Genomic DNA, 20,299 nt, shown 5'->3' with positions numbered 1-20,299 from the left:
AAAAAATATTCACATATGGAGGATAAATCAAAGTAATGCCCAGAAATGGGAATATGGTCACAGGCATGAAGAGTGTAATAGTAGAAGAAAATCAGGATTTATCATTAGATAATATTGAAAAATCCTTTGAAAAGATCCAAATAGAATTAGAGAAATTTGGACTTTCTGCAAATCAATCTAAAGTCTACATGTTCCTAGGAAAATATGGTACCAAAACAGCATCAGAGATTAATCAGGCACTAAAAATTCCTAGAACAGAAACATATCATATTTTATCCACATTACAAAACAAGGGAATTGTGTCTGCAATGTTCGGACATCCTGTAAAATTTACGGCAATAGAGATTACAAATGCAATGACACAAATAATTAACTCTGAGAAACAAAAAATCAAAAAGTTAGAGAATCAAAAAACATCTTTGATTAAACTTTGGGAAACAATTCCAATTAGAACTAATGAAGAAAAGGTAGAAGAGAAATTCCAAATGCTTCAAGGCGAAAATCAAATTAATTCAAAAATTAATGAAATGATGAATACACAAGAAGAAGTATTAATGATTGGTAATGAAAAAGACTTTGCTAATTTTTATCATACAAATATCTTAGATAACGTTAATGAGTTAAAAAAATTCAAGATACTTACAACATCTACAAAAACAAACTATGTATATGAAAATCTAAACAATGACAACATCAAAGTTTTACCAGAACAAATTGCTAATAATCTATGTTTCATCGTAAAAGATAATGAAGTCTTGTTTTATTTGAAAAACAATTCAAAAAAAGAATCAACAGCTATGTGGACAAATTCAAGTGCCATGAATTATTCAAAAAAATTACTTTTTGAAGAGTTGTGGAAAAAATCAATGGAGTTCAAAAATGAGTAATTTGAAAAAACAAGATACAATTGGGATCATAGCTGCAATTGCAATTACAATAGTTTCTGTCGGATTCGCAATAGCAGGGACTGCACCTACAGATATGCCTCAAAAACAAGCACAAAATATCGAGGTAATTGGATTTGGAGGTATTACGGATGCTAAAGAAAGTATCAAAATTTTGTTAGAGAGTAAATCAATTGATCTAGATACATCAAATGGATTCATTAGAGGAAATGTGGTGTATGAGGGTTTTCAACCACAAATGGGATTAGTGTATTTGGAGATATTTTCACCAACAGGTGACAAAGTCAACAAATCAGAACTACAACTTAGAGATAGAGGAAATGATGTATACGAAGCAGAGTTTACTCAATATTTTGATAAAAGTGACTTTTTGAACAATAATGAAAAAACAGGACAGTATATGATGCGTATTAGTACAGAATACGGCATGTTAGCAAAACAAACACCATTTGATGTAATAATGTCAAGTCAAGAACAACCAAAAATAAACACTGTCGTGATGGAGTCAAATGAAGAAATAGGTTTAGGAGGAATTTTGCATGAAAAAAAGATCAGGACAGGATATGACATAGGAGTCATGGAAAAAGATCTAGAAAATACAATACTTAAGAAATATCTCACTAAAGTTCTCAAAGGATATCATAATGGAGACATTTCAAAAGATGATGTTGAAAAATTAGCAGAGTTTAAGAGCATTGATTGTAATTTTACTGATCAAACATCTCAAAATAAAGACGTCTTACAGTTATCCTGTGAAATAATACCAGAAAACTAATCTTAACATCAAAATACCATTAGAGAATAACAGTAACTCATGGGATTAAATCTAAAAGATTTAGTTGTCAGAGAAAAAACCACACTAGAGGCATTTTCAAACAAAGTAATTGCGATTGATGCATACAATGCTATCTACCAATTTTTAGCAAGTATAAGAGGTCCAGACGGGTTACAATTATCAGATTCAGAAGGCAGAATTACTAGTCATCTCAGTGGGTTACTGTACAGAAATGTAAATTTTCTATCTCTAGGAATAAAACCAGTTTACGTATTTGATGGAAAACCACCATCTCTAAAAACAGCAGAAATTGAGCGTAGAAAACAAATCAAAATGGATGCAACCATAAAATATGAAAAAGCAATTGCAGATGGAAATATGGAAGATGCTAGAAAATATGCTCAACAGACAACAAGTATGAAAGATGGGATGGTAAAAGAATCAAAGCAACTTTTGACATATTTTGGCATACCATACATTGAAGCACCATCAGAGGGGGAAGCAACTGCAGCCCATCTCACAAACACAGGTCAAGCATATGCTTCAGCAAGTCAAGACTTTGACTCAATTTTGTGTGGAGCAAAAAGATTGGTGAGAAATTTTACAAATAGCGGTAGAAGGAAAATCCCAAACAAGAACACATACATCGATATTGTTCCAGAGATTATTGAAACACAAAAAACATTAGACTCACTAGAATTAACACGTGAAGAATTAATTGATGTTGGAATTTTAATTGGGACAGACTTTAATCCAAATGGATTTGAAAGAGTAGGTCCAAAAACCGCACTAAAAATGATCAAACAACATTCAAAGTTGGAAGAGATTCCACAAATTCAAGAGCAGTTAGAAGAAATAGATTATCAAGAAATTAGAAAAATATTTTTGAATCCAGAAGTTGCAGATGTAAAAGAAATTGTTTTTGAGAATGTCAACTATGAAGGAATGAGCAATTATCTTGTAAGAGAAAGAAGTTTTTCTGAAGACAGAGTAAATTCAACATTGAATCGATTGAAAAAGGCATTAGAAAAGAAAAGCCAAAACTTGGATCAGTGGTTTTGAAAATATTTCAATTTAATAACTAGTGTTTACAATTTTAAAAAATGCCACAAACAGAAGCACGAAAAACGCTCAAAGATGCACCAGTAATGTGGAGAAGAATCAACTCGATTGGAGCAATACTTGATTGTAATTCAACATATGCAGTAAATCTAGGATACTCAAAATCCGAGATTTTAGGAAAGACAATCTTTGAACACGTGCCTAAAGAAGAGTGGCAAGACATGAATAATTCACTCAAAACATGGTTTGAGACTGGAAAAGTAACAGATAGAAAAATTATCTTCAAAAGACAAGATGGCAGCACATTTCCAGGGGTATTGCATGCAACCAGTCTATATGATGAAAACAAAAATCTTCTTGGAAGTAATACTGTAATTTTTGATTTGACTCAAATGAATGATGACAAAATAAAAGAATATGAACAATTTTTCAAAGATGCAAATAGCAGATTAGATGAGATTAAAGATAAAGAATACAACGAGTTAGACGAAGAATCAAAATCAGAGTACGATGGACTCAAGGACATGTTTGAAATGTTGTCTACAATTGACTTGAAAAAAATCTAGTTTGATTCTTTGATTGATTTTTGAATCTCATCAAAAGCAGTTTGAACTTCAATAACAGCAGCGCCATCTTCCAGAGTACTAACATCACCAATCTTTTCATTATTTCCAATTGCTTTTAGTAATCGACGCATAATCTTTCCACTTCTTGTCTTTGGCAATTTAGATACAAAGTAGATTTGTTTTGGAGTAGCAATAGCACCAATATCGGTTCTTATTTTTTCAACAAGTTCTTTTTCTAAAACTTTGGTTTCAGTGTTAATGCCTTCTTTTAGTACAACAAATGCAATAATTACTTCACCTTTTACTTCATCAGGAATACCACATGCAGCAGACTCAGCAACATCATCATGCGAGACAATGCAACTTTCAAGTTCTGCAGTTCCAATTCTATGACCTGCAACTTTTAGAACATCATCAGCACGTCCAAGTAACCAAAGATATCCATCTGCATCCTTTAGTGCGTAATCACCAGGATAGTAGCAATTTTCGTATTTTGACCAGTATACTGTCTTGTATTTTTCATCATCACCCCACAATGTCAAAAGCATTCCAGGCCAAGGGTTCTTGACAACAAGATATCCCTTGGTATTAGGCTCAACATCTTTGCCATTTTCATCTACAACAGTGATATTCACACCAGGTATTGGAAGAGTTCCAGAGCCAGGTTTGAGAGGAATTGTTTCAAGGCCAGGAAGTGGGGAAATCAACATTCCTCCCGTTTCAGTTTGCCACCAAGTATCAATGATTGGACATTTTTCTTTACCAATGGTTTTGAAATACCATCTCCAAACTTCAGGATTGATTGGTTCGCCAACTGTTCCAAGCAATCGTAATGTAGAAAGATCAAAGGAATTTGGAATGTCGTCTCCAAACTTCATAAACATTCTAAGAGCAGTTGGGGTGGTGTAGAAAATTGTGGCTTTGTATTTTTGTAAAATATCCCACATCCTTGATGCGTCAGGAAAATCAGGTGCGCCTTCATACATAATTTCAGTTGCGCCATGTAGTAATGGTGCATAAACAACATAGCTGTGTCCAGTTACCCACCCAATATCAGCAGTACAAAAAAACACATCAGAATCTTTAATGTCAAATGCCCATTTGAAAGTAGAATAAAGATGAGTCAAGTATCCGCCAGTACCATGTAAAACACCTTTTGGTTTTCCAGTTGTTCCAGAAGTATACAAAATGTAAAGTGGGTGTGCACTGTCTAATTTTTCTGCAGGGCAATTATCAGATGCATCATTCATTAAATCATTCCAAAGTTTATCTTTACAAGTCATTGGAATTTCATTTTTGGTTCTCTCTACAACAACAACATTTTTTACAAAATCAAAGTCTTCAATTGCCTCATCAACTACTTCTTTTAGTTTTACAATTTTTCCACGACGATAACCACCATCAGCAGTAACTATAACTTTGGATTTTGAATCATCAACTCTATCTCTAATTGATGTTGCACTAAATCCTGAAAAGATAACAGTATGAGTTGCGCCAATTCTAGCACACGCAAGCATTGCAATTGGCAATTCAGGAATCATTGGAAGATACAAAGTAACACGATCACCTTTTTCCACACCAAGAGATTTGAGAATATTTGAGAATTTTTGGACCTCAGTGAGTATCTGGCCATATGTGAGAATTCTAGAGTCACCATTCTCACCCTCCCATAGGATAGCAGGTTTTTCAGATTTTGAGTCCTGGTGTACATCTAATGCATTATGAGAAGCATTAATCGTGCCTCCAACAAACCATTTTGCAAAGGGTGGCTGCCAATCCAAAGTCTCATTCCAAGGAGAAAACCAAGTTAGGTTTTTTGCCTGATCATTCCAAAATGAAACAAAATCTGAATCAGCCTTTATTCTAGTGTCAGTGTCATTATTTCCAAGCCCAATATTGTAGGTATCAGACATCAAAAAGTGTATGAGCTATGATCCTTCTAAATGTTAAAAAAATAATTAAAAAAATTATTGTGCTTCCATTCTAGCAAGCCAATCATTATCGTTGTCGTCTTTTGGAGTCTCTGGTGTCACCTGTTGAGGTGGTTCTGGAAATGCAAATGTTACTTCAGATTCTGTTGGAGGTTCTGGCATAGGGGCTGCACTTACCTCAATTGGTTCTGAAGGTGTTGTAACGGGTTCTGTTGGTGCTTCCGGAAGACTTGTTTGAACTACTTGTTGTGGTTCATTTGTCTCCAGATATGAAACGGCTGATTCTTGGATGTCTGGTGTAGGAGGGGCTGTTATCTCTTGTACTTCCAATCCCAAGTCTGCAATTCTACTCTTAACATTTTCAATTTCTGATACTTCGTGAGTAACATGCTCAATTACCTCAGTTGTGCATGATTTCACGGTTTCAAATGTTTCTTCAGAGATTTCATTGCTCTTGAATTGTACTTTTGCATCAAATGATAACATTTTTGCAGACTTCATTTGTTCATCTAGCTCAGTCAATCTTGCCTCAAGTTTGGCTTTGATTTCACTTTCTGTCTCATCTAATGATACAAGTTTTGACTTGTATTTTTCATGAATTATTTCTGCATCTTCTTTCATGTCATCATTTTCTGAAACAATATCAATCAAGGCCTTTAGACGACGTAGAGTTAGTTGTTTTTCACGAATGAGTCTTTGAGAGTCGAGTCTCCATTTTGGAATGAAAATAACTACATCGCCTTGAACTACTAGTTGCTCATATTGGATTTGCTGTAATCCTTGAGAACCGCAGTCAACGCCAACGGATTGAATACTTCCGTCAATGTCAGTTATTGTTCCTGCGACTTTACCCATGAATGTTCCGTACATGTCTTTGACGTTTTTACCGATTATCTCGATATCGTCTTGGGTCATGTGTGTAACTTTAGAGATTTGTATAACCAGCAAAGTGTAAGAATTCTTTTTAGTTTTAGTAAGATTATTTTTACTAACTCAAAATCCCGTATTTTGTAGAAATTTTAAAATTTAGAGCCTAAGTAGTAGGCACATGATTCAAAGAGAAGAACTTGAACAAATTTTGAATTTTGTATCAAACAGATGGTCAGAAGTTGCTAAAGAAAAAGACAGTAAAATCATGGAGAATTTGCCAAGTGATTTTTGGATGAATTCTGTTGGAGGAAAAACTGCCAATAATGGTTTTTGGGTCACCACTTTGATGTACACTGAAAATGAAGCTGATGCAGCAGCATTCAAAGAAGTGTTACTTAGATGGCAAGCAAAAGGTCAAGAAGGTGACAAAGACAAGGCCCCCGATCTAATTCAAATTGGAAAAAAGAAATAGACTATTAATAATTGAAAAGCCTGACATCAATATTGTCAGAATTTTCAGTTAAAGAAAAAAAGATTCTATCAGATCATTTTTCAAATACTGATGGCAATGTGTTTGCCATAATAACACCACAACAAGTTGATCGTGGTGCATTGATGTCAAGATACAGTAGAACAGACAAAAGTATGAGACGAATTTTTCTTGACGAATTTCTAAATAACAAAAACAGAGGAGAGGAATTTTACAACAGAGTACTTTTAGAATATGGAGATGATTCAGTTGCAGAACTTGGAGAAGCTCAAATTGCAATTGAAGGATTGTCAAACATTGCAGTAAAAAAAATCGAAGATAGAAGAATTGGGTTATCATATTTAGAAAAATCATCAAGATATGTTGCATGGAATAAAAAAGAAAATGGAAAATACAGATTTTATAGAGATCCAGAAATCATGAAATCAAAATTTGCAGACATGTATGAAGATACATGTAATTTTTCATTTGATGTTTATTCAAAAAACATTGAACCAATGATAAATTATGTTAGAGAAAAATATCCAATTGAAAAATATAATTTTAAAGATTCTAGAGATGGAAAAGAAAAATCATTTTCTAAATTGAAAAATGAAAGTGACATAAAATCTGCAAATATGATTTACAGGGGTTCTACTAAAGCTAAAGCATTAGATATTTTGAGAGGATTGCTACCTGCATCAACTTTGACAAATGTTGGAATTACAGGCAATGGACGTGCGTTTGAATATCTACTAACGGTTTTAGGCTCATCAGAGCTCAAAGAAGAGCAAGATTTAGCCTCAAAAATCAAGAAAGAGCTCGATAAAATCATCAAATCGTTTGTTCGAAGAGCAGATGACAAACATGGAAAAGCATTTCAAAAATATCTCAGAGATGTAAAAAATAAATCAAAAACAATTTCTTCAAAACAGATTAAATCAAATCCAAAAAAAGGAACAAGGACAAAGTTAGTAGATTACGAATCAGAGAAAACTGCAATTGATAAAATAATTACCAGTATAATGTATGAACAATCACCAAGTACATCATATCAAGACATTTTACAGCAAGTCAAAAAAATGTCAATGCAAAATAAAGCAAAAATTATTGACGAGTTTGCAAAACTTCGAACAAATAGAAGGCACAGACCATCACGAGCATTTGAGAATATCTATTACACATTTGATTTGTACAATAATTTTGGAATGTTCAGAGATTTTCACAGACATAGAGCATTAACGTTAGAAAGACAACTACTTACAACAGATCATGGATACAACATACCTAATGAAATAAAGATTCTTGGGATTGAAAAGGACTTTAAAGATTGTATGAACAAAACAAAAGAAACATTTGATGAAATTAGAAAAAAATATCCAGAGCAAGGACAATATGTAGTAAATTTTGCATACAATTATCCTTACTTTATGAAATTTAATTTAAGAGAAGCATGTCATTTAATTGAATTAAGAACAGTTCCTCAAGGTCATGTAGACTATAGAAGAGTTGCACAACAAATGTTCCAACAAATTAACAAGGTTCATCCAAATTTGAGTAAAATTATGAAGTTTGTAGATATGAAAGAGTATGATTTAGAGAGATTTGAATCAGAGAAAAGAACTGAAGAAAAAAGAAAGAAGCTAAAATAGAAGAATATTCAAATAATTTCAAAAGTAAATTAAGACATGTCAGAAAAAATTAGAAAAACCCCTGAGGAATGGAAGGATCAACTAACACCGGATCAATACGAAATTTGCATAAATCATGGAACCGAACCGCCATTTTCTGGCAAATACAACAATACAAAACTGGAAGGGAAGTTCAAATGCACTTGTTGCGGAGAAGAATTATTCTCATCAGACGCAAAATTTGATTCAGGTTCAGGATGGCCAAGTTTTTGGGAACCACTTTCAGAAGACAAGATAGAGTACATATCTGACACATCATATGGAATGGTAAGAACCGAAGTTAACTGCAACAAGTGTGGAGCACATTTGGGACATGTTTTTGATGATGGTCCCAAGCCTACAAACCAGAGATATTGTATCAATTCAATTTCATTACAACATGAAAAAGATGAAGAAAGTCAATAATTTCAAAAATTATTAATAAAACACATTTAATGATAAGAAAATCAAATGAAAAAGAAAATGAGCAACAATCATAGTAAAAGGAATGACGTAATTTGAGAATAATATTATGTGGATTTGGCGTTGTTGGCCAAAGTTTAGTAAAATTATTTGAATCCAGAGCAGAAGACCTGTATGCAAAGTATGGACTCAAACCTAGAGTAGTGGGAGTGTTTGACAGTAAAGGGAGTGCAATGGATTCTTCAGGATTAGAGTTAAACAAACTCATCGAAGTTAAGAAAAAATTTGGAACTGTAAAAAATTACGCTGATACAAAAAATACAATGTCAGGTATTGACATGCTCAAAAATGTAGAGGCAGATGTGCTCATTGAAACTACTGCAAGCAACTACAAAGATGCTGAACCTGGAATGACACACATTATCACTGCAATGAAAAAAGGAATGCATGTAATATCAGTAAACAAAGGACCTCTGGCACTAGCATTTCCATCATTAATGGAGCTTGCAACATACAATCGAGTCATGTTCAAATTTAGTGGAACCGTAGGTGGGGGAACACCAATTCTAGATTATGCAAAAAACAGTCTTAGTGGCGAAAGAATCACATCATTTGCAGGCATTCTAAATGGAACTACAAACTATATCCTAACAAACATGGCAACAGGAGTTTCATATGAAGATGCACTAAAAGATGCCCAAGACAAGGGCTACGTAGAGGCAGATGAAGCATTAGATTTAGACGGACTTGACGCTGCAGCCAAATTAGTGATTCTTGCAAATTGGATTATGGGAATGAAAGTTACAATGCCAGACATTAATTGTACTGGAATTCGCAAAGTAACCACAGAAGATATCAAAAAAGCAGAGAAAAACAATTGTGCAGTAAAACTGATTGCATCATGCAATAAAGAATTGATAGTTGCTCCAAAAGAAATTCCAAATGATGATCCATTATGTGTAAATGGTACACTTAATGCAATTGCATTTACATCAGAGCATTCAGGCACACAGACAATTATTGGACGTGGTGCAGGAGGCATGGAGACTGCAAGTTCCATACTAAGAGATTTGCTAGACATTAGACAAGAGATTGCCAGAACTTGAAATCAAATCTAATTTCAAAGAGTGAGACATCTGCACTCTTAAAGACAGTTTCAGAAGAATGGGGAATTGAATTTCCCAAAATCAAAAATCTCAAAGTACATCAAATTTTAGATGATGCACAAATCATAACTGGAAAAGGTATCAAGATTCTAAAAATCAACGATGATTATTTACCATTTTTATCAGAAACAGAGACTCTGGAAAAATTTCCTAGTGTTACAGTAGACATGGGTGCAGTCAAATTCATGTGCAAAGGTGCAAACTTGATGAGACCAGGGATTAGATCATTTACAGAATTTGAAAAAGATAAGCTAGTTTGTATTGTTGAAGAATCCCAACACAAATTTTTGGCAGTAGGAAAATCAGTTGTTTCAAGTGAAGAAGTAGAAAAAATGGACAAGGGCGAAGTTTTGAAAAATCTACATTACATTTCAGATAAATTCTGGGAAACTGGAAAAACGATTTACGATTAATTTTAAAATCTATTTGATTTCTTCGGTAAATTCTTCAGTACCGTCTTTGGTAATGACAAGAACATCTACACCATCACCACTTGCAGAATCTCTAAGTGATGCTGCACGTACTGCACGTTTTGCTAAATCAATTGCCTCATCTTTAGTCATGTTTGGTTTGAATTGAGGATCAAGTACACCTAATGCCATTTCAGCACCAGTGCCAACTGCAGCATATTCATCTGGCAATACAGAACCTAATGGGTCCAAAGTATACATAATTGGTTTATCGACAACACCACCAACAATTACCTGAGTCAATAATGGGAAATATCTTCGCTCATACATCATATTTGACATCATTTTGGCAACAGTATTTGGAGGAACGTCTCTTTTGAGTTCCATTTTTCTAATTTTAGCAAGGGCTGCAATTTGTAGGGATAAAATTTGCATATCAGCTACAAGACCAGCACATGTGGCTCCAACTTTAGGAGTGATAGGAAATGTCTTTTTTGTGGTTTTACTTACAAGAAAGTTTCCAAATGCGATCCTTTTTTCGCTAGCAAAAACTACGCCACCGTCAAAAGTAATTCCAACAGCAGTTGCTCCTGGCATATACATTGACATATTTCAAATAATTTTGCCACATAATAAAGGGCTTTCTACATTCTACGAATAATCTATGGGCAAAATAATTATACTAAAAAAACACGCATGACAACATGACTACAGCAGAGATTAAAGGAAGCATCCTCAACGATGTAGTCTTTATGGGCTTAAGATCTGCAATCGGAGTAATTTTCATACTTCATGGAATGATGAAATTTAATCCAGGCTTTGCAAATGCTTTGCCAAACATGGGTTTACCTCCAGAGATGCAAATTCCAATTGCACTTGCAGAAGTTGTACCAGGTATTTTGTTAATAATTGGAGTTCTCAGTAGATTTTCAGGAGCATTGCTTTCAATTGTTATGATAGGTGCAATATTTCACATCAAAGGAGCACAAAGCATGACAGGGGATGGAGGAGTAGAATTTGATGTTATTTTGCTTGCAGCATCTCTAGTAATTATGATTGCAGGGCCAGGAAGAATATCGCTAGCACAAGCAATTAAAAAAATTCCTAGATGTATTCACTAGGATTTTCCAAAATTATCCATTATTAGACATGCACATTTTGTCATTTTCTTGAGCAAATCAACACGTGCAAATTCATTTGGAGAGTGAATTCTTGAGAACATGTAGGTGCTTCCAATTGCAATACAGGGGGCTTTTAGAATTTCTACAAATGGATACATTGGACCAGTACCAGCATTAGAAACATTGAGAATTGATGTTCCAAAGGATTTGTCAGCTGCATCTTTTACTTGAGAAACAAATGGATTTGAAGAATTTGTTCTAGCGGCGGCTTCACCATGAAAAACTTTGATGCCAATATCAGAGAATCCTTTTGATTTTAGGTGTCTTTTCAAACGCATAACTTGTTTTTTTGGGTCCATTTTAGGAACCAATCTAAAATCAATTTTTACAAGAGATTCTGAGGGAAGTACAGTTTTAGCTCCATCTCCCGTATAGCCAGACACAAATCCTGCAATATTACAAGTAGCCCCTCCAACTAGAGCCTTTTTTGCATCAAGTCCTTTTTTGTTTCCAACAAAAGATTTGATGCCAAATTCTTTTTTGAAATCATTTTCATCAAATGGTTCACTTTGAATCAATTTCAAATCTTGTTTTGATAGTGGAGTTACCTCTTTGTACCAATCTTTAATCAGAATTTTTCCATTAGAGTCACGTAGAGAATGAACTGCTTCAATTAATCTCCAAGCAGGGTTTTTGATCAATACTGCTAAACTAGAGTGAGCATCTCGAGTAGACTCTTTAACAGACAATTCAACAAAAAGCAATCCTTTCATTCCAAGTCCAATGATAGGCCGATTTTTTGCATCAACATAACCAAACTCCCAGATAACACCATCACAGGAAAATTTCTTTTTGTATTTTTTTAGATAGTCTTCAATGTTCGCACTACCAGTTTCCTCTTCACCTTCAATTACAAATTTTATGTTACATGGAACATCACCAGTTGCTTTTAGACAAGCATCAACTGCTTTGATTCGGGTAATTAGTTCACCTTTGTCATCAGTGGCACCGCGTCCAAAGATTTTGTTTCCCTTTCTAGTTCCACTAAATGGTGGAGAATCCCACAAATCAAAGGGTTCTGCAGGTTGAACGTCATAATGATTGTAAAACATCAGAGTCTTGTTTGGGTTTTGTTTTGATTTTACTTCTCCATACACAATAGGAGCAACTCCTTTTTTCAATCTCAAAATTTCAGATTTTACACCAGATTTTTTTAATAATTTTTGAACTAGTTTTGCACATTCTTCAATTCCTTCGTTTTTTGCAGAAACACTAGGCTGTCTGATTAATGTCTGAAGATCTGAAATCAAATCTTCCATGTGATCATCAACATGTTTTAGAGGATTCATTATATCACATTATTTTATCAAAGGGCTTCATGACAGTTGAAATCTCAGGTAGGAGGTCCATCGAAGTCATATGTAGTCCTAATTTCTTTTGAACTACTTTTCCTGCTAATCCGTTAATGAATGCAGCAGCAGCAGCAGATTCTAATGGTTTTCTGTTTTTAGATAAAAGCCCTGCAACCAATCCAGATAGTACATCACCAGTTCCACCAACAGTCATTGCAGGAATTTTTTTCTCATAAAGATAGGTGGTACTTCCATTAGAGATAATATCAGTTGAGCCCTTAAGCAAAACTGTAATTCCAAACTCTTTTGCTTTTTCCTCTACTAGTTTGATTCTCTCATTTTTAGAATTGGAAGGAACTTGCCCAAATAATCTCTTAAATTCACCAGCATGAGGAGTAACGACTACATTCTTGTTTGCTAACAACGGCAAAACTTCTGGAATCAGCGCACTTGCATCAAGGGATAATCGTACATCTCTATCCAAAAGAGATTTTACAAGATGCAAAAGTGCATTTTTTTCTTGAATTGCAAGACCCATTCCAATTGTTGCAGAATCAAGTTTTCGTGGCAATGCACCTAAGAGTTTGTTTACAGCACCACGAGTTAATTTTTGATCAACTAGGGGGATTACAATCAGATTAGGAGAAACAGAGCGAGTAGATGCAACATTGATTTTTGGAACAGATGTGTAAACTAAATCAGTGCCAGAACGTAATGCAGCAATCGAAGACAGTATGGGGGCACCGTGGTAAATGTAACTTCCACCAACAACTAGAACAATACCGTTCTCACCTTTGCGGGATTTTGATTTTCTAGATGGAATGAATTTTTTCACAAGTGCAGTAGTTAGTGTTTTTCGTGCCAATATGATACCTCTAATGAATAGATGAATAAATCTTGTTTTGAGAGTTAGGATGTTTTCTTGCTTGTTTTCTTGGCGGCTTTTTTGACAGTCTTTTTGCTTGTTTTAGAAGTAGGCTTGCTAGTTTTTGAAGAAGATTTCTTTGCATCTCTGCCAAAAAATGCCTTTCTTGCAAAGCAGAGATAGGTTGTATGACCTATGCCTTGAAATGAATGTCTTGTTTTTCCTTCACGGGCTTCGATGGTTCTCAAAATATGTTCAGTTGATTCAATATCAGTGAATTCATTTTCAACTAGAGTCATAGTCAATTTCTCCAATTGGTTCATTGTAGGGCAGATTGCAAAAATAGAACCGCTGCCCTTTAGCATCTCTCGAACTTGAGGAATCACTATCCATGGATCACCAAGATCAATTAGTGCAACATCCATGTCTTTGAGAGGCATCTTCTTTGCAGTTTTCAAATCTTGATTGTGTTGTGTTACATATTTTGAAACTCCAGCTTTTTCGATATTTTTCTCTGCAATCTTCATGAAATTTTCATCAACATCAAATGTGTAGACATGTCCACGTGGTTTTACAATACTTGCAACACAAGATGTAAGTGAGCCACTACCTGTTCCGATTTCTAAAATTTTTTGACCGCTCTCTATTCCAGCTCTTGCAATAATGTAACCAATATCTTTTGGATAGACTATCTGAGTTCCATGTTGGATTTTCATTACATAGTCATACATTGTTGGTTTGAGAAGATAGACATACTTGTCCTTGTTTGTGATTAATCTAGAACCATATTCTTTTCCAATAGCATCAGAGTGTTTGATAACTCCAATATGTGTATGAAGGGAGTCTTTTTTTGATATTTTAACGAGCCATTTTTTTGAATGATTAAAGTAGAACAGAACAGGAGAATTTTGCTTAATTTTATCCATGAATTTTGCTGAGAAATTTTAGATAAGAACCTATGGTTTGAGAAAGCAAACATTACGCTTAAGTTTACAGACAGATGAGAAAAATTATGGATCTTAGTGAAATACACCAAAGAGAGATAGATTCACTTCGAGATGAAAATATAGAATTACGAAAAAAAATTCAAGAACTTGAGGCTAAAATCAAAGAGTTAGAGAGTAAAAATTGAATTTCAACTGTGTATTTCCAGAATGTAATTTCAAACAGAACAACATCGAAGAAGAAGAATTTCTAAAACATTTGAGAGAAGAACACCAAAACGAATTGGCAGATGTTGCAAAAAAAGAAAAAATTCCAATTGCAATGGCAGAAATGATAACTGTATCAAATTCCAAAGTGTTCATCAATTCATGATGAATACAAGGTTGGCATCAGGTGATAATCATGATCATTGTTAAATATCATTTTGACGTATATTATATAACGAGAAAACCGTTGTTCTGCGTCGTAGAGTGATGGTATGGAAAGCGTTTCATGTTAGGTCAACGTCCTAGGAAAAAAATACGCTTTCCGTGTGTCTCGTTGTTATCAACAATCATCATTTTATCACAAATAGTATTTTAATAACTAAAAAAAGAACAATGTGAAATGGCAGAATTAAAAGTTCAAGGTTCTGGAGGATATGTTATTGCAGACCTTACTGATGAGCAAGCTAAAAAAGCAGATCTAGGTGTTGGAAAATTATTTTTGGCTCCAATTGGAAAAATTGAAACTGAAAAAATGCTCAAACACTATTGTAATAATTGTGAAACAGAATTTGATAATCCACCAAAAATTCAGTTAGAAGAAAGTCCTAATGAAGAAGTTGCAGACAATTTGATCTTAATTGAAAGAGGGCAATATGTCTGTGAAAAATGTAGTGGAGTAATAGGTGAATACAGAAAATTCCAAAAGAAAGGCGAAGTAGGAAGCGCCAGACCAAGCGGATAAATCAGTATTCAATAAATACAGTAATTTTTCATTAAACCCATGGCAAATCAAAAATGTGTCTCTTGTGGCATAGGATTTTTCTCTGCAACAGGTTCAGACAAATGCTCTAGATGTGACGGAAAGGAATCACAAGGTAGTCATGGACATGACTCCTGCGGTTGTGGACACAGCCACTAAATCTCTTTTTTCTATAACATGCATATATTACAGATATTCTGAGTGGTTTCATGACAAAGACTTCTGACGAAATGAAAGATCTTGTAGAAGATTTTATCAAAGTAACTAACATCAATTACGAAGATCAAACAGAAAAAGTTAGAGAGAAAAGTAATCTAATTGAATGGCAATTTAGAGTTGGAACAAATGTTATTGTAAGTAAAAATGCAAACAGAACAGATAGAATTCATTTGAATGTAAATATGAGATTTCCACCAGATGATTCAAAATTATTGGTAATGAAAAATCCATCATTTTCAAAAGCAGTTATGGACATCAGTGAAATATGTACAGTTTGTAATGTTGGACATCAATGGGTCAAAGATAAGGAAAACATTGCAGGTTTGGCAATATTTTCACATGTAGATGAGCAAGTTCTAAACAGAGTGTCATTTCATGATGTTTGGGATAATGTAGCAAGGGTTACTGCACACATTCAAAAAATTCTTCGTGCAAATTTTAGTGGTTTTGCAGGACAGTCAAATCCTGCAGATGAAACAACTGAAAAATCAATGTACGGATAAGTTAGTGTTCAAGGATTTTTTCTGCATTTAATCCATCTACAGTCCAAGTAAGACATCTAACACTTCCACCCATAAAACAAACATTTGATGCATCAATACTGATTACTTCCTTACTAGTATGAGATTGAATCAATTCCAACACCATTTGATCTTCGGTTAAACCGTAAACGGGAACGTAGATGAAATCATCTGTTACAAGAGAATTGAGATAATACCCACATGCAGAAGGCCAGTCCCTCCAAAATTCATTCTGATTCACATAAGGAATTTCAATTATCTCAACTCCAGATAATGATGCTTCAAGTTCTCCCAATACCTGACTTCTAAAAGGTTCTTCATATTCATTGACTAGTAATTTATCAGGTTCTGCCCACATCACCATTCCATCTGAATGCCCTGTAATGTCACCCTCTTCTTCAGGAAGATAGGCAATCTCAGTGACTTGTAGTAATTCCTTTAATCTGGAATCAATCGCTAATTCATCATATTGAGGATTATCTTCAAAAACTCTTACAGTAGTTATTGCCTTGTCTTTTCCATTAAAGACAAGATTCCCGCCATCTAAGATTAATTCAGATTTTTTACCAGATAGATTTTTTTGATCATACCAATCTTCAAAACTGTCATTAATCCAGACAGAATCCTCATTTGTCAGATATTGAGGTTTAAAATCAAATTTTACTTCTGTCATGGTATCTACAGTTCCAAAATCACGTATCCAAATATCTGCAACATTTGCCTCAAGTAAAGCATCATCAGGAATCTTTCCTTCAAACAAATGTTTTGTTTCTTTATCTACAAGCAATACTACATTGTCTTTTCCATATATTGTGTTGACAGTTTGTATGTCATAATCTATAATGTCGTGAAAAACTTCTCGATAATACTCTTCATTAATTGATGGTGCAACCATCACTACTAGAGGTTTGGAGTCACTTTGCAAAACTTTAGATTCAGATATACAGTAGGGTTTCAAATATTTTGGTAGGTTATCTGCATACCATAAACAGAGTTTTTCTTGAGTTATCTCTTCAGCAGGCATTCCAATTCTCATCTTAGCCCATTTCCTGTCAAAAATTAATTCAGATTCATGAAAAACACAAGCAGGTTTCAAAGTATCTTTTTGCCAAATCAAAGTACGATCACCATTACATTGTATTTCATGTAATGAAATTTCTAATTGAACTTGTTTTAATGGAGGAGGATGAACAAGAATACCTACAGGTTCAGAAGAAAAAGCATAAGGAATTGATACAAACAGACCAAGAGATACAAAAATTATCAAAAGCTTAGTTTTCATGAATTTCACAACACTTATTGGTTTAAAATATTCTCTATACAATAATTGGTTTGCACGCCAACAACCCAGTGAGAACAGCCAGCATTCGTGTAGTGCACTCACTGGGACATTACATCTTATCAGGTGCAGAAATTCCCAAAAGATTCAATGCTTTTTCAATAGTTATCTTGAATGAATTTACCAAACATAGACGTGAATTTTCTAATTTTTCATCACCTAAATCAAGTACCTTTGATTTTTCATAAAAAGAGTTGAAGGTAACTGCCAAATCATGACAATATCTAGAAATTACTTTTGGAGACAAGTTATTTGCAGCATCACGAACTTGTAAATTGAAAAGGCCAATCATCTTTACTAAATCAATTTCAGATTGTTCTTTGAGTAAAGAGAAATCAACATCAATAGAAGGAGTTCTTCCAGATTTTTCTAAAATTCTAGATGCTCTTGCATGAGTGTATTGAATATATGGTGCAGTGTCACCTTCCAAGCTAAGAGATTTTGTTAAATCAAATGCAATGATTTTGTCTAAATCTTGTTTGATCATCTCATAACGTAATGTTGCAACAGATACAGAATGAGAAATTTTTTCAATCTCAGAGTCATCCATCTCAGGATGTCTCTTCTTGGTTTCTTCAGTTGTTTTTTCTTTTAGTAAATCATAAACAGAATCAGCATTAACATACAATCCTTTTCTGCCAGACATTTGAGCTTGTTTGCCATCAGTTTCTAATCCAAGAATTTTTGCAGTATCAGAACTTAGTGTGACTGATTCATATCCTAGGTGAACATACGCATCAGGAATTGATTTGAATTTTCCCATTAAAGAAGTGATAATTTTTTGTAATCTTGCTTGACGAGAATCTATTACTGTAATTACTTTATCACCAGAGAAATTTTGAGATTCAGAAGCACCATCATTTAGTATAGTTTGCCATAGAACACGAGAGTTTGGTTGTTCTTTTTCATATTTTTCATAATGGAATGGATCATCAAGCAATCCCAATTTCCATGCTGCATATGGAATGTCTTTTGCAATGTATGTGGCAGTGCCATTGCTTCTAACAATCACTTTATCCTCTTCTTTTCCTTCACCTCGAATAACCCAACATCCAGCGTTTTTTCCGTCATTTTCAAATTCTACAAGGTTCATTTCTTTGAGTTTTTCAAAAATTCCATCCCACAAACCTGAACGTATAATCTGAGATTCAAAATTTAGGCAATCATAAGAAACTGCTAGATTCCAGCAGGTCTCAAGTTGGTTAGAGAGTACACGACGTGTGATTTTATCAGCAAATTGAGCAGTTTCAGAAGTTCCATCTTCTAATTCTTTGAGAACATTTTTTCGAATTTCCTCTAAACTAGAATCTTGTTCATATTTCTCGGTGGTTTTAACATAAACATCATCACCACAATAATGATCAAATTTCTTTCCTTGAGGTGGTTCTATCGGATATCCAAAATGTTTGAAACCAACAATAATGTCTGCAACTTGTAATCCAGAATCATCTACATAGTTTAAGACATTAACTTTGTAGTTTGCCTTTTGTAAAATTCTGGAAATGGTGTCACCGATTATGATGTTACGTATATGACCAATATGAAGAGCTTTGTTTGGATTTACACTAGTGTGTTCAACTACAATAGTAGAATTTTTTCCAATATCAACATCTCCAAACTCAGGCAAGTTTGATTCAGATAAAATTAACTGGTTTAATTTTGGCCAGTCAGCATAGAAATTCAGATATCCTGATGGATGAGATTCAGATTTTGAAACGAGAGTACTAACACATTGTGAATATTTCTCAGACAACATTTCTGAAATTTCTTTAGGGCTTTTCTTGAGTTGTTTTGCAAGTAAGAAGGAGACATTAGAACTAACATCACCGAATCCAGGCTTTGCAGGTTCCACAGAGAATTTTACATCAGAAATAGAAAGATCGTCTAGAATTTTGTTAAGATTATTTTCAATTTCATCAAGTATAGATTTGAAAGTCATACTATATCTCAGATAATATGGGTGCTAATTTATCTAATGCTTCAAGTACTCCATCACCTGCATGTGCAGACACAGTCATTGTAGCCTCAGATTTTACATCATCAGATGCGTTGCCTAACGCAACACTTGTCTTTGCTACTTTGAATAAAGGAACATCAGTTGCACTATCACCAATTGCAATAACATCATCTCGAGATATTGAGAATTTTTTCATAATTTCAGTAAACCCAGTGCCTTTATCGATTCCAGGAGAGTTAATGTGGTAAGCATACTGGCTATCAGACAATACAACATCAATATTGTTTTCAGATAGGATTTTTCTTGCTTGATCGAGATCAAATGTTCGTTGCAATACAACCTCAGTCATTCGTGGAAAAACATATTTTTCTTCTACATTTTCCATATTATTTTTCAAAATATTCAGTGCATTTTTGCATTCTTCAAGATTGCCAAGCAAAATATGATCGTTTGAATCAAGAGTGATGCATCCACCATTTTCACCCACAGATACTTTTGTTGTACCTCCAAACACTGAAAGCAAAAACCCTTCAACTGATGATCGCCCAGTTACAAAAATTACATCATGACCCATGTTAACAAGACGCCTTAGTGATTCTAATGCATCAAGATGAATTCGTCCTCCACCATTTTCAGTGATAGTTCCATCAATATCTACAGCAAAAGTTCTTTTTTTCACATCAAATGTTTTTTGTACTGAATAATATTTGCTACGTATAAAACAAAAAGAAATGCGTATTGTTCATTAATGTAGTAATTTTACTCAA

At 34.1% G+C, this 20,299-nt stretch carries 23 protein-coding genes; 14 read left to right on the top strand and 9 right to left on the bottom strand.

The window, feature by feature from the left end; genetic code table 11:
• Positions 1 to 65: 65 nt before the first annotated feature.
• The 4 genes from NMAR_RS03775 to NMAR_RS03760 are packed head-to-tail and all read left to right on the top strand — an operon-like array spanning position 66 to position 3,308.
• Positions 66 to 887 (top strand): TrmB family transcriptional regulator, encoded by an 822-nt coding sequence (locus NMAR_RS03775; RefSeq protein ID WP_148680081.1) that lies wholly within the window; start codon positions 66 to 68, stop codon positions 885 to 887.
• Positions 880 to 1,680 carry a hypothetical protein gene (locus tag NMAR_RS03770; protein WP_012215087.1) on the top strand — a complete coding sequence of 267 codons (801 nt, stop codon included), beginning with the start codon at positions 880 to 882 and terminating at the stop codon, positions 1,678 to 1,680. Before NMAR_RS03775 ends, NMAR_RS03770 begins: the two co-directional genes overlap by 8 nt.
• A 39-nt stretch (positions 1,681 to 1,719) precedes the next feature.
• Entirely contained in the window at positions 1,720 to 2,742 is a 1,023-nt protein-coding gene (gene fen, locus NMAR_RS03765; protein WP_012215086.1) for a flap endonuclease-1, read from the top strand.
• Positions 2,743 to 2,783: 41 nt separating this feature from the next.
• The gene (locus tag NMAR_RS03760; RefSeq protein ID WP_012215085.1) at positions 2,784 to 3,308 is read left to right on the top strand and encodes a PAS domain-containing protein; all 525 of its coding nucleotides are present in this window, start codon (positions 2,784 to 2,786) and stop codon (positions 3,306 to 3,308) included.
• Here the strand turns inward: NMAR_RS03760 and acs are convergent.
• Together acs and NMAR_RS03750 are read right to left on the bottom strand one after the other, a co-directional pair.
• A complete protein-coding gene (gene acs, locus NMAR_RS03755; RefSeq protein WP_012215084.1) occupies positions 3,305 to 5,221 on the bottom strand; it encodes an acetate--CoA ligase in 1,917 nt (638 codons plus the stop codon). The two genes, NMAR_RS03760 and acs, sit on opposite strands and share 4 nt — an antisense overlap.
• 54 nt (positions 5,222 to 5,275) lie before the next feature.
• A complete protein-coding gene (locus NMAR_RS03750; protein ID WP_012215083.1) occupies positions 5,276 to 6,154 on the bottom strand; it encodes a CdvA-like protein in 879 nt (292 codons plus the stop codon).
• 133 nt (positions 6,155 to 6,287) lie between these two features.
• Here NMAR_RS03750 and NMAR_RS03745 point away from each other — a divergent pair, with 133 nt between their 5' ends.
• The 5 genes from NMAR_RS03745 to NMAR_RS03725 all read left to right on the top strand — a co-directional run bounded on the left by NMAR_RS03745 (position 6,288) and on the right by NMAR_RS03725 (position 10,250).
• Positions 6,288 to 6,581, top strand: a complete 294-nt coding sequence (locus NMAR_RS03745) for a hypothetical protein (RefSeq protein ID WP_012215082.1) — start codon at positions 6,288 to 6,290, stop codon at positions 6,579 to 6,581.
• Positions 6,582 to 6,613: 32 nt separating this feature from the next.
• On the top strand, positions 6,614 to 8,230 hold the full coding sequence (locus NMAR_RS03740) for an FAD-dependent thymidylate synthase (RefSeq protein WP_148680080.1): 1,617 nt from the start codon (positions 6,614 to 6,616) through the stop codon (positions 8,228 to 8,230).
• Between the two features lie 36 nt (positions 8,231 to 8,266).
• Positions 8,267 to 8,674, top strand: coding sequence for a peptide-methionine (R)-S-oxide reductase MsrB (gene msrB, locus NMAR_RS03735; protein ID WP_012215080.1), 408 nt, complete (start codon positions 8,267 to 8,269; stop codon positions 8,672 to 8,674).
• Positions 8,675 to 8,766: 92 nt separating this feature from the next.
• Positions 8,767 to 9,777, top strand: a complete 1,011-nt coding sequence (locus NMAR_RS03730; RefSeq protein ID WP_012215079.1) for a homoserine dehydrogenase — start codon at positions 8,767 to 8,769, stop codon at positions 9,775 to 9,777.
• Complete coding sequence (locus NMAR_RS03725) at positions 9,774 to 10,250, top strand: PUA domain-containing protein (RefSeq protein WP_012215078.1); 477 nt, start codon at positions 9,774 to 9,776, stop codon at positions 10,248 to 10,250. The genes NMAR_RS03730 and NMAR_RS03725 overlap by 4 nt, the downstream gene beginning before the upstream one ends.
• Positions 10,251 to 10,259: 9 nt before the next feature.
• Here NMAR_RS03725 and NMAR_RS03720 read toward each other — a convergent pair whose 3' ends face one another.
• Positions 10,260 to 10,856: an Ntn hydrolase family protein gene (locus NMAR_RS03720; protein WP_012215077.1), complete on the bottom strand. Its 597-nt coding sequence runs from the start codon at positions 10,854 to 10,856 to the stop codon at positions 10,260 to 10,262.
• 95 nt (positions 10,857 to 10,951) lie between these two features.
• Between NMAR_RS03720 and NMAR_RS03715 the strand changes: the two genes are divergently transcribed.
• Entirely contained in the window at positions 10,952 to 11,368 is a 417-nt protein-coding gene (locus NMAR_RS03715; RefSeq protein WP_012215076.1) for a DoxX family protein, read from the top strand.
• On the opposite strand, the gene NMAR_RS03710 is transcribed toward NMAR_RS03715, so the two are convergent.
• The 3 genes from NMAR_RS03710 to NMAR_RS03700 are packed head-to-tail and all read right to left on the bottom strand — an operon-like array spanning position 11,365 to position 14,511.
• Entirely contained in the window at positions 11,365 to 12,717 is a 1,353-nt protein-coding gene (locus tag NMAR_RS03710; RefSeq protein WP_012215075.1) for a M20/M25/M40 family metallo-hydrolase, read from the bottom strand. The genes NMAR_RS03715 and NMAR_RS03710 overlap by 4 nt on opposite strands.
• Positions 12,718 to 12,721: 4 nt before the next feature.
• Positions 12,722 to 13,585, bottom strand: coding sequence for an NAD(P)H-hydrate dehydratase (locus NMAR_RS03705; protein ID WP_012215074.1), 864 nt, complete (start codon positions 13,583 to 13,585; stop codon positions 12,722 to 12,724).
• A 44-nt stretch (positions 13,586 to 13,629) separates the two neighbouring features.
• On the bottom strand, positions 13,630 to 14,511 hold the full coding sequence (locus NMAR_RS03700) for a tRNA (adenine-N1)-methyltransferase (protein WP_012215073.1): 882 nt from the start codon (positions 14,509 to 14,511) through the stop codon (positions 13,630 to 13,632).
• 202 nt (positions 14,512 to 14,713) lie between these two features.
• On the opposite strand from NMAR_RS03700, the gene NMAR_RS03695 reads away from it, so the two are divergent.
• The 4 genes from NMAR_RS03695 (at position 14,714) to NMAR_RS03685 (ending at position 16,218) form a co-directional block, all read left to right on the top strand.
• A complete protein-coding gene (locus NMAR_RS03695) occupies positions 14,714 to 14,902 on the top strand; it encodes a hypothetical protein (RefSeq protein ID WP_148680079.1) in 189 nt (62 codons plus the stop codon).
• A 234-nt stretch (positions 14,903 to 15,136) separates the two neighbouring features.
• The gene (locus NMAR_RS03690) at positions 15,137 to 15,478 is read left to right on the top strand and encodes a hypothetical protein (RefSeq protein WP_012215072.1); all 342 of its coding nucleotides are present in this window, start codon (positions 15,137 to 15,139) and stop codon (positions 15,476 to 15,478) included.
• 39 nt (positions 15,479 to 15,517) lie between these two features.
• Positions 15,518 to 15,655: a hypothetical protein gene (locus tag NMAR_RS09690; protein WP_187146563.1), complete on the top strand. Its 138-nt coding sequence runs from the start codon at positions 15,518 to 15,520 to the stop codon at positions 15,653 to 15,655.
• Between the two features lie 50 nt (positions 15,656 to 15,705).
• Positions 15,706 to 16,218, top strand: a complete 513-nt coding sequence (locus tag NMAR_RS03685; protein WP_012215071.1) for a hypothetical protein — start codon at positions 15,706 to 15,708, stop codon at positions 16,216 to 16,218.
• Position 16,219: 1 nt separating this feature from the next.
• On the opposite strand, the gene NMAR_RS03680 is transcribed toward NMAR_RS03685, so the two are convergent.
• The 3 genes from NMAR_RS03680 to NMAR_RS03670 all read right to left on the bottom strand — a co-directional run bounded on the left by NMAR_RS03680 (position 16,220) and on the right by NMAR_RS03670 (position 20,211).
• A complete protein-coding gene (locus tag NMAR_RS03680) occupies positions 16,220 to 17,518 on the bottom strand; it encodes an agmatine deiminase family protein (protein WP_012215070.1) in 1,299 nt (432 codons plus the stop codon).
• Between the two features lie 109 nt (positions 17,519 to 17,627).
• Positions 17,628 to 19,514, bottom strand: a complete 1,887-nt coding sequence (locus tag NMAR_RS03675) for an arginine--tRNA ligase (protein ID WP_012215069.1) — start codon at positions 19,512 to 19,514, stop codon at positions 17,628 to 17,630.
• Position 19,515: 1 nt separating this feature from the next.
• Entirely contained in the window at positions 19,516 to 20,211 is a 696-nt protein-coding gene (locus NMAR_RS03670; protein WP_012215068.1) for a phosphoglycolate phosphatase, read from the bottom strand.
• Positions 20,212 to 20,299 lie beyond the last annotated feature (88 nt).

It is taken from the genome of Nitrosopumilus maritimus SCM1, assembly GCF_000018465.1.
In the GTDB taxonomy this organism is placed as follows: domain Archaea; phylum Thermoproteota; class Nitrososphaeria; order Nitrososphaerales; family Nitrosopumilaceae; genus Nitrosopumilus; species Nitrosopumilus maritimus.
This window is presented reverse-complemented; position numbering and strand designations above follow the sequence as displayed.

Excerpts from the sequence above, each read along its gene's own strand:
- NMAR_RS03775 (WP_148680081.1), top strand. The coding sequence starts at position 66 with ATGAAGAGTGTAATAGTAGAAGAAAATCAGGATTTATCATTAGATAAT.
- NMAR_RS03770 (WP_012215087.1), top strand. The coding sequence starts at position 880 with ATGAGTAATTTGAAAAAACAAGATACAATTGGGATCATAGCTGCAATT.
- fen (WP_012215086.1), top strand. The coding sequence starts at position 1,720 with ATGGGATTAAATCTAAAAGATTTAGTTGTCAGAGAAAAAACCACACTA.
- NMAR_RS03760 (WP_012215085.1), top strand. The coding sequence starts at position 2,784 with ATGCCACAAACAGAAGCACGAAAAACGCTCAAAGATGCACCAGTAATG.
- acs (WP_012215084.1), bottom strand. The coding sequence starts at position 5,221 with ATGTCTGATACCTACAATATTGGGCTTGGAAATAATGACACTGACACT.
- NMAR_RS03750 (WP_012215083.1), bottom strand. The coding sequence starts at position 6,154 with ATGACCCAAGACGATATCGAGATAATCGGTAAAAACGTCAAAGACATG.
- NMAR_RS03745 (WP_012215082.1), top strand. The coding sequence starts at position 6,288 with ATGATTCAAAGAGAAGAACTTGAACAAATTTTGAATTTTGTATCAAAC.
- msrB (WP_012215080.1), top strand. The coding sequence starts at position 8,267 with ATGTCAGAAAAAATTAGAAAAACCCCTGAGGAATGGAAGGATCAACTA.
- NMAR_RS03720 (WP_012215077.1), bottom strand. The coding sequence starts at position 10,856 with ATGTCAATGTATATGCCAGGAGCAACTGCTGTTGGAATTACTTTTGAC.
- NMAR_RS03715 (WP_012215076.1), top strand. The coding sequence starts at position 10,952 with ATGACTACAGCAGAGATTAAAGGAAGCATCCTCAACGATGTAGTCTTT.
- NMAR_RS03710 (WP_012215075.1), bottom strand. The coding sequence starts at position 12,717 with ATGAATCCTCTAAAACATGTTGATGATCACATGGAAGATTTGATTTCA.
- NMAR_RS03700 (WP_012215073.1), bottom strand. The coding sequence starts at position 14,511 with ATGGATAAAATTAAGCAAAATTCTCCTGTTCTGTTCTACTTTAATCAT.
- NMAR_RS03690 (WP_012215072.1), top strand. The coding sequence starts at position 15,137 with ATGGCAGAATTAAAAGTTCAAGGTTCTGGAGGATATGTTATTGCAGAC.
- NMAR_RS09690 (WP_187146563.1), top strand. The coding sequence starts at position 15,518 with ATGGCAAATCAAAAATGTGTCTCTTGTGGCATAGGATTTTTCTCTGCA.
- NMAR_RS03685 (WP_012215071.1), top strand. The coding sequence starts at position 15,706 with ATGACAAAGACTTCTGACGAAATGAAAGATCTTGTAGAAGATTTTATC.
- NMAR_RS03680 (WP_012215070.1), bottom strand. The coding sequence starts at position 17,518 with ATGAAAACTAAGCTTTTGATAATTTTTGTATCTCTTGGTCTGTTTGTA.
- NMAR_RS03675 (WP_012215069.1), bottom strand. The coding sequence starts at position 19,514 with ATGACTTTCAAATCTATACTTGATGAAATTGAAAATAATCTTAACAAA.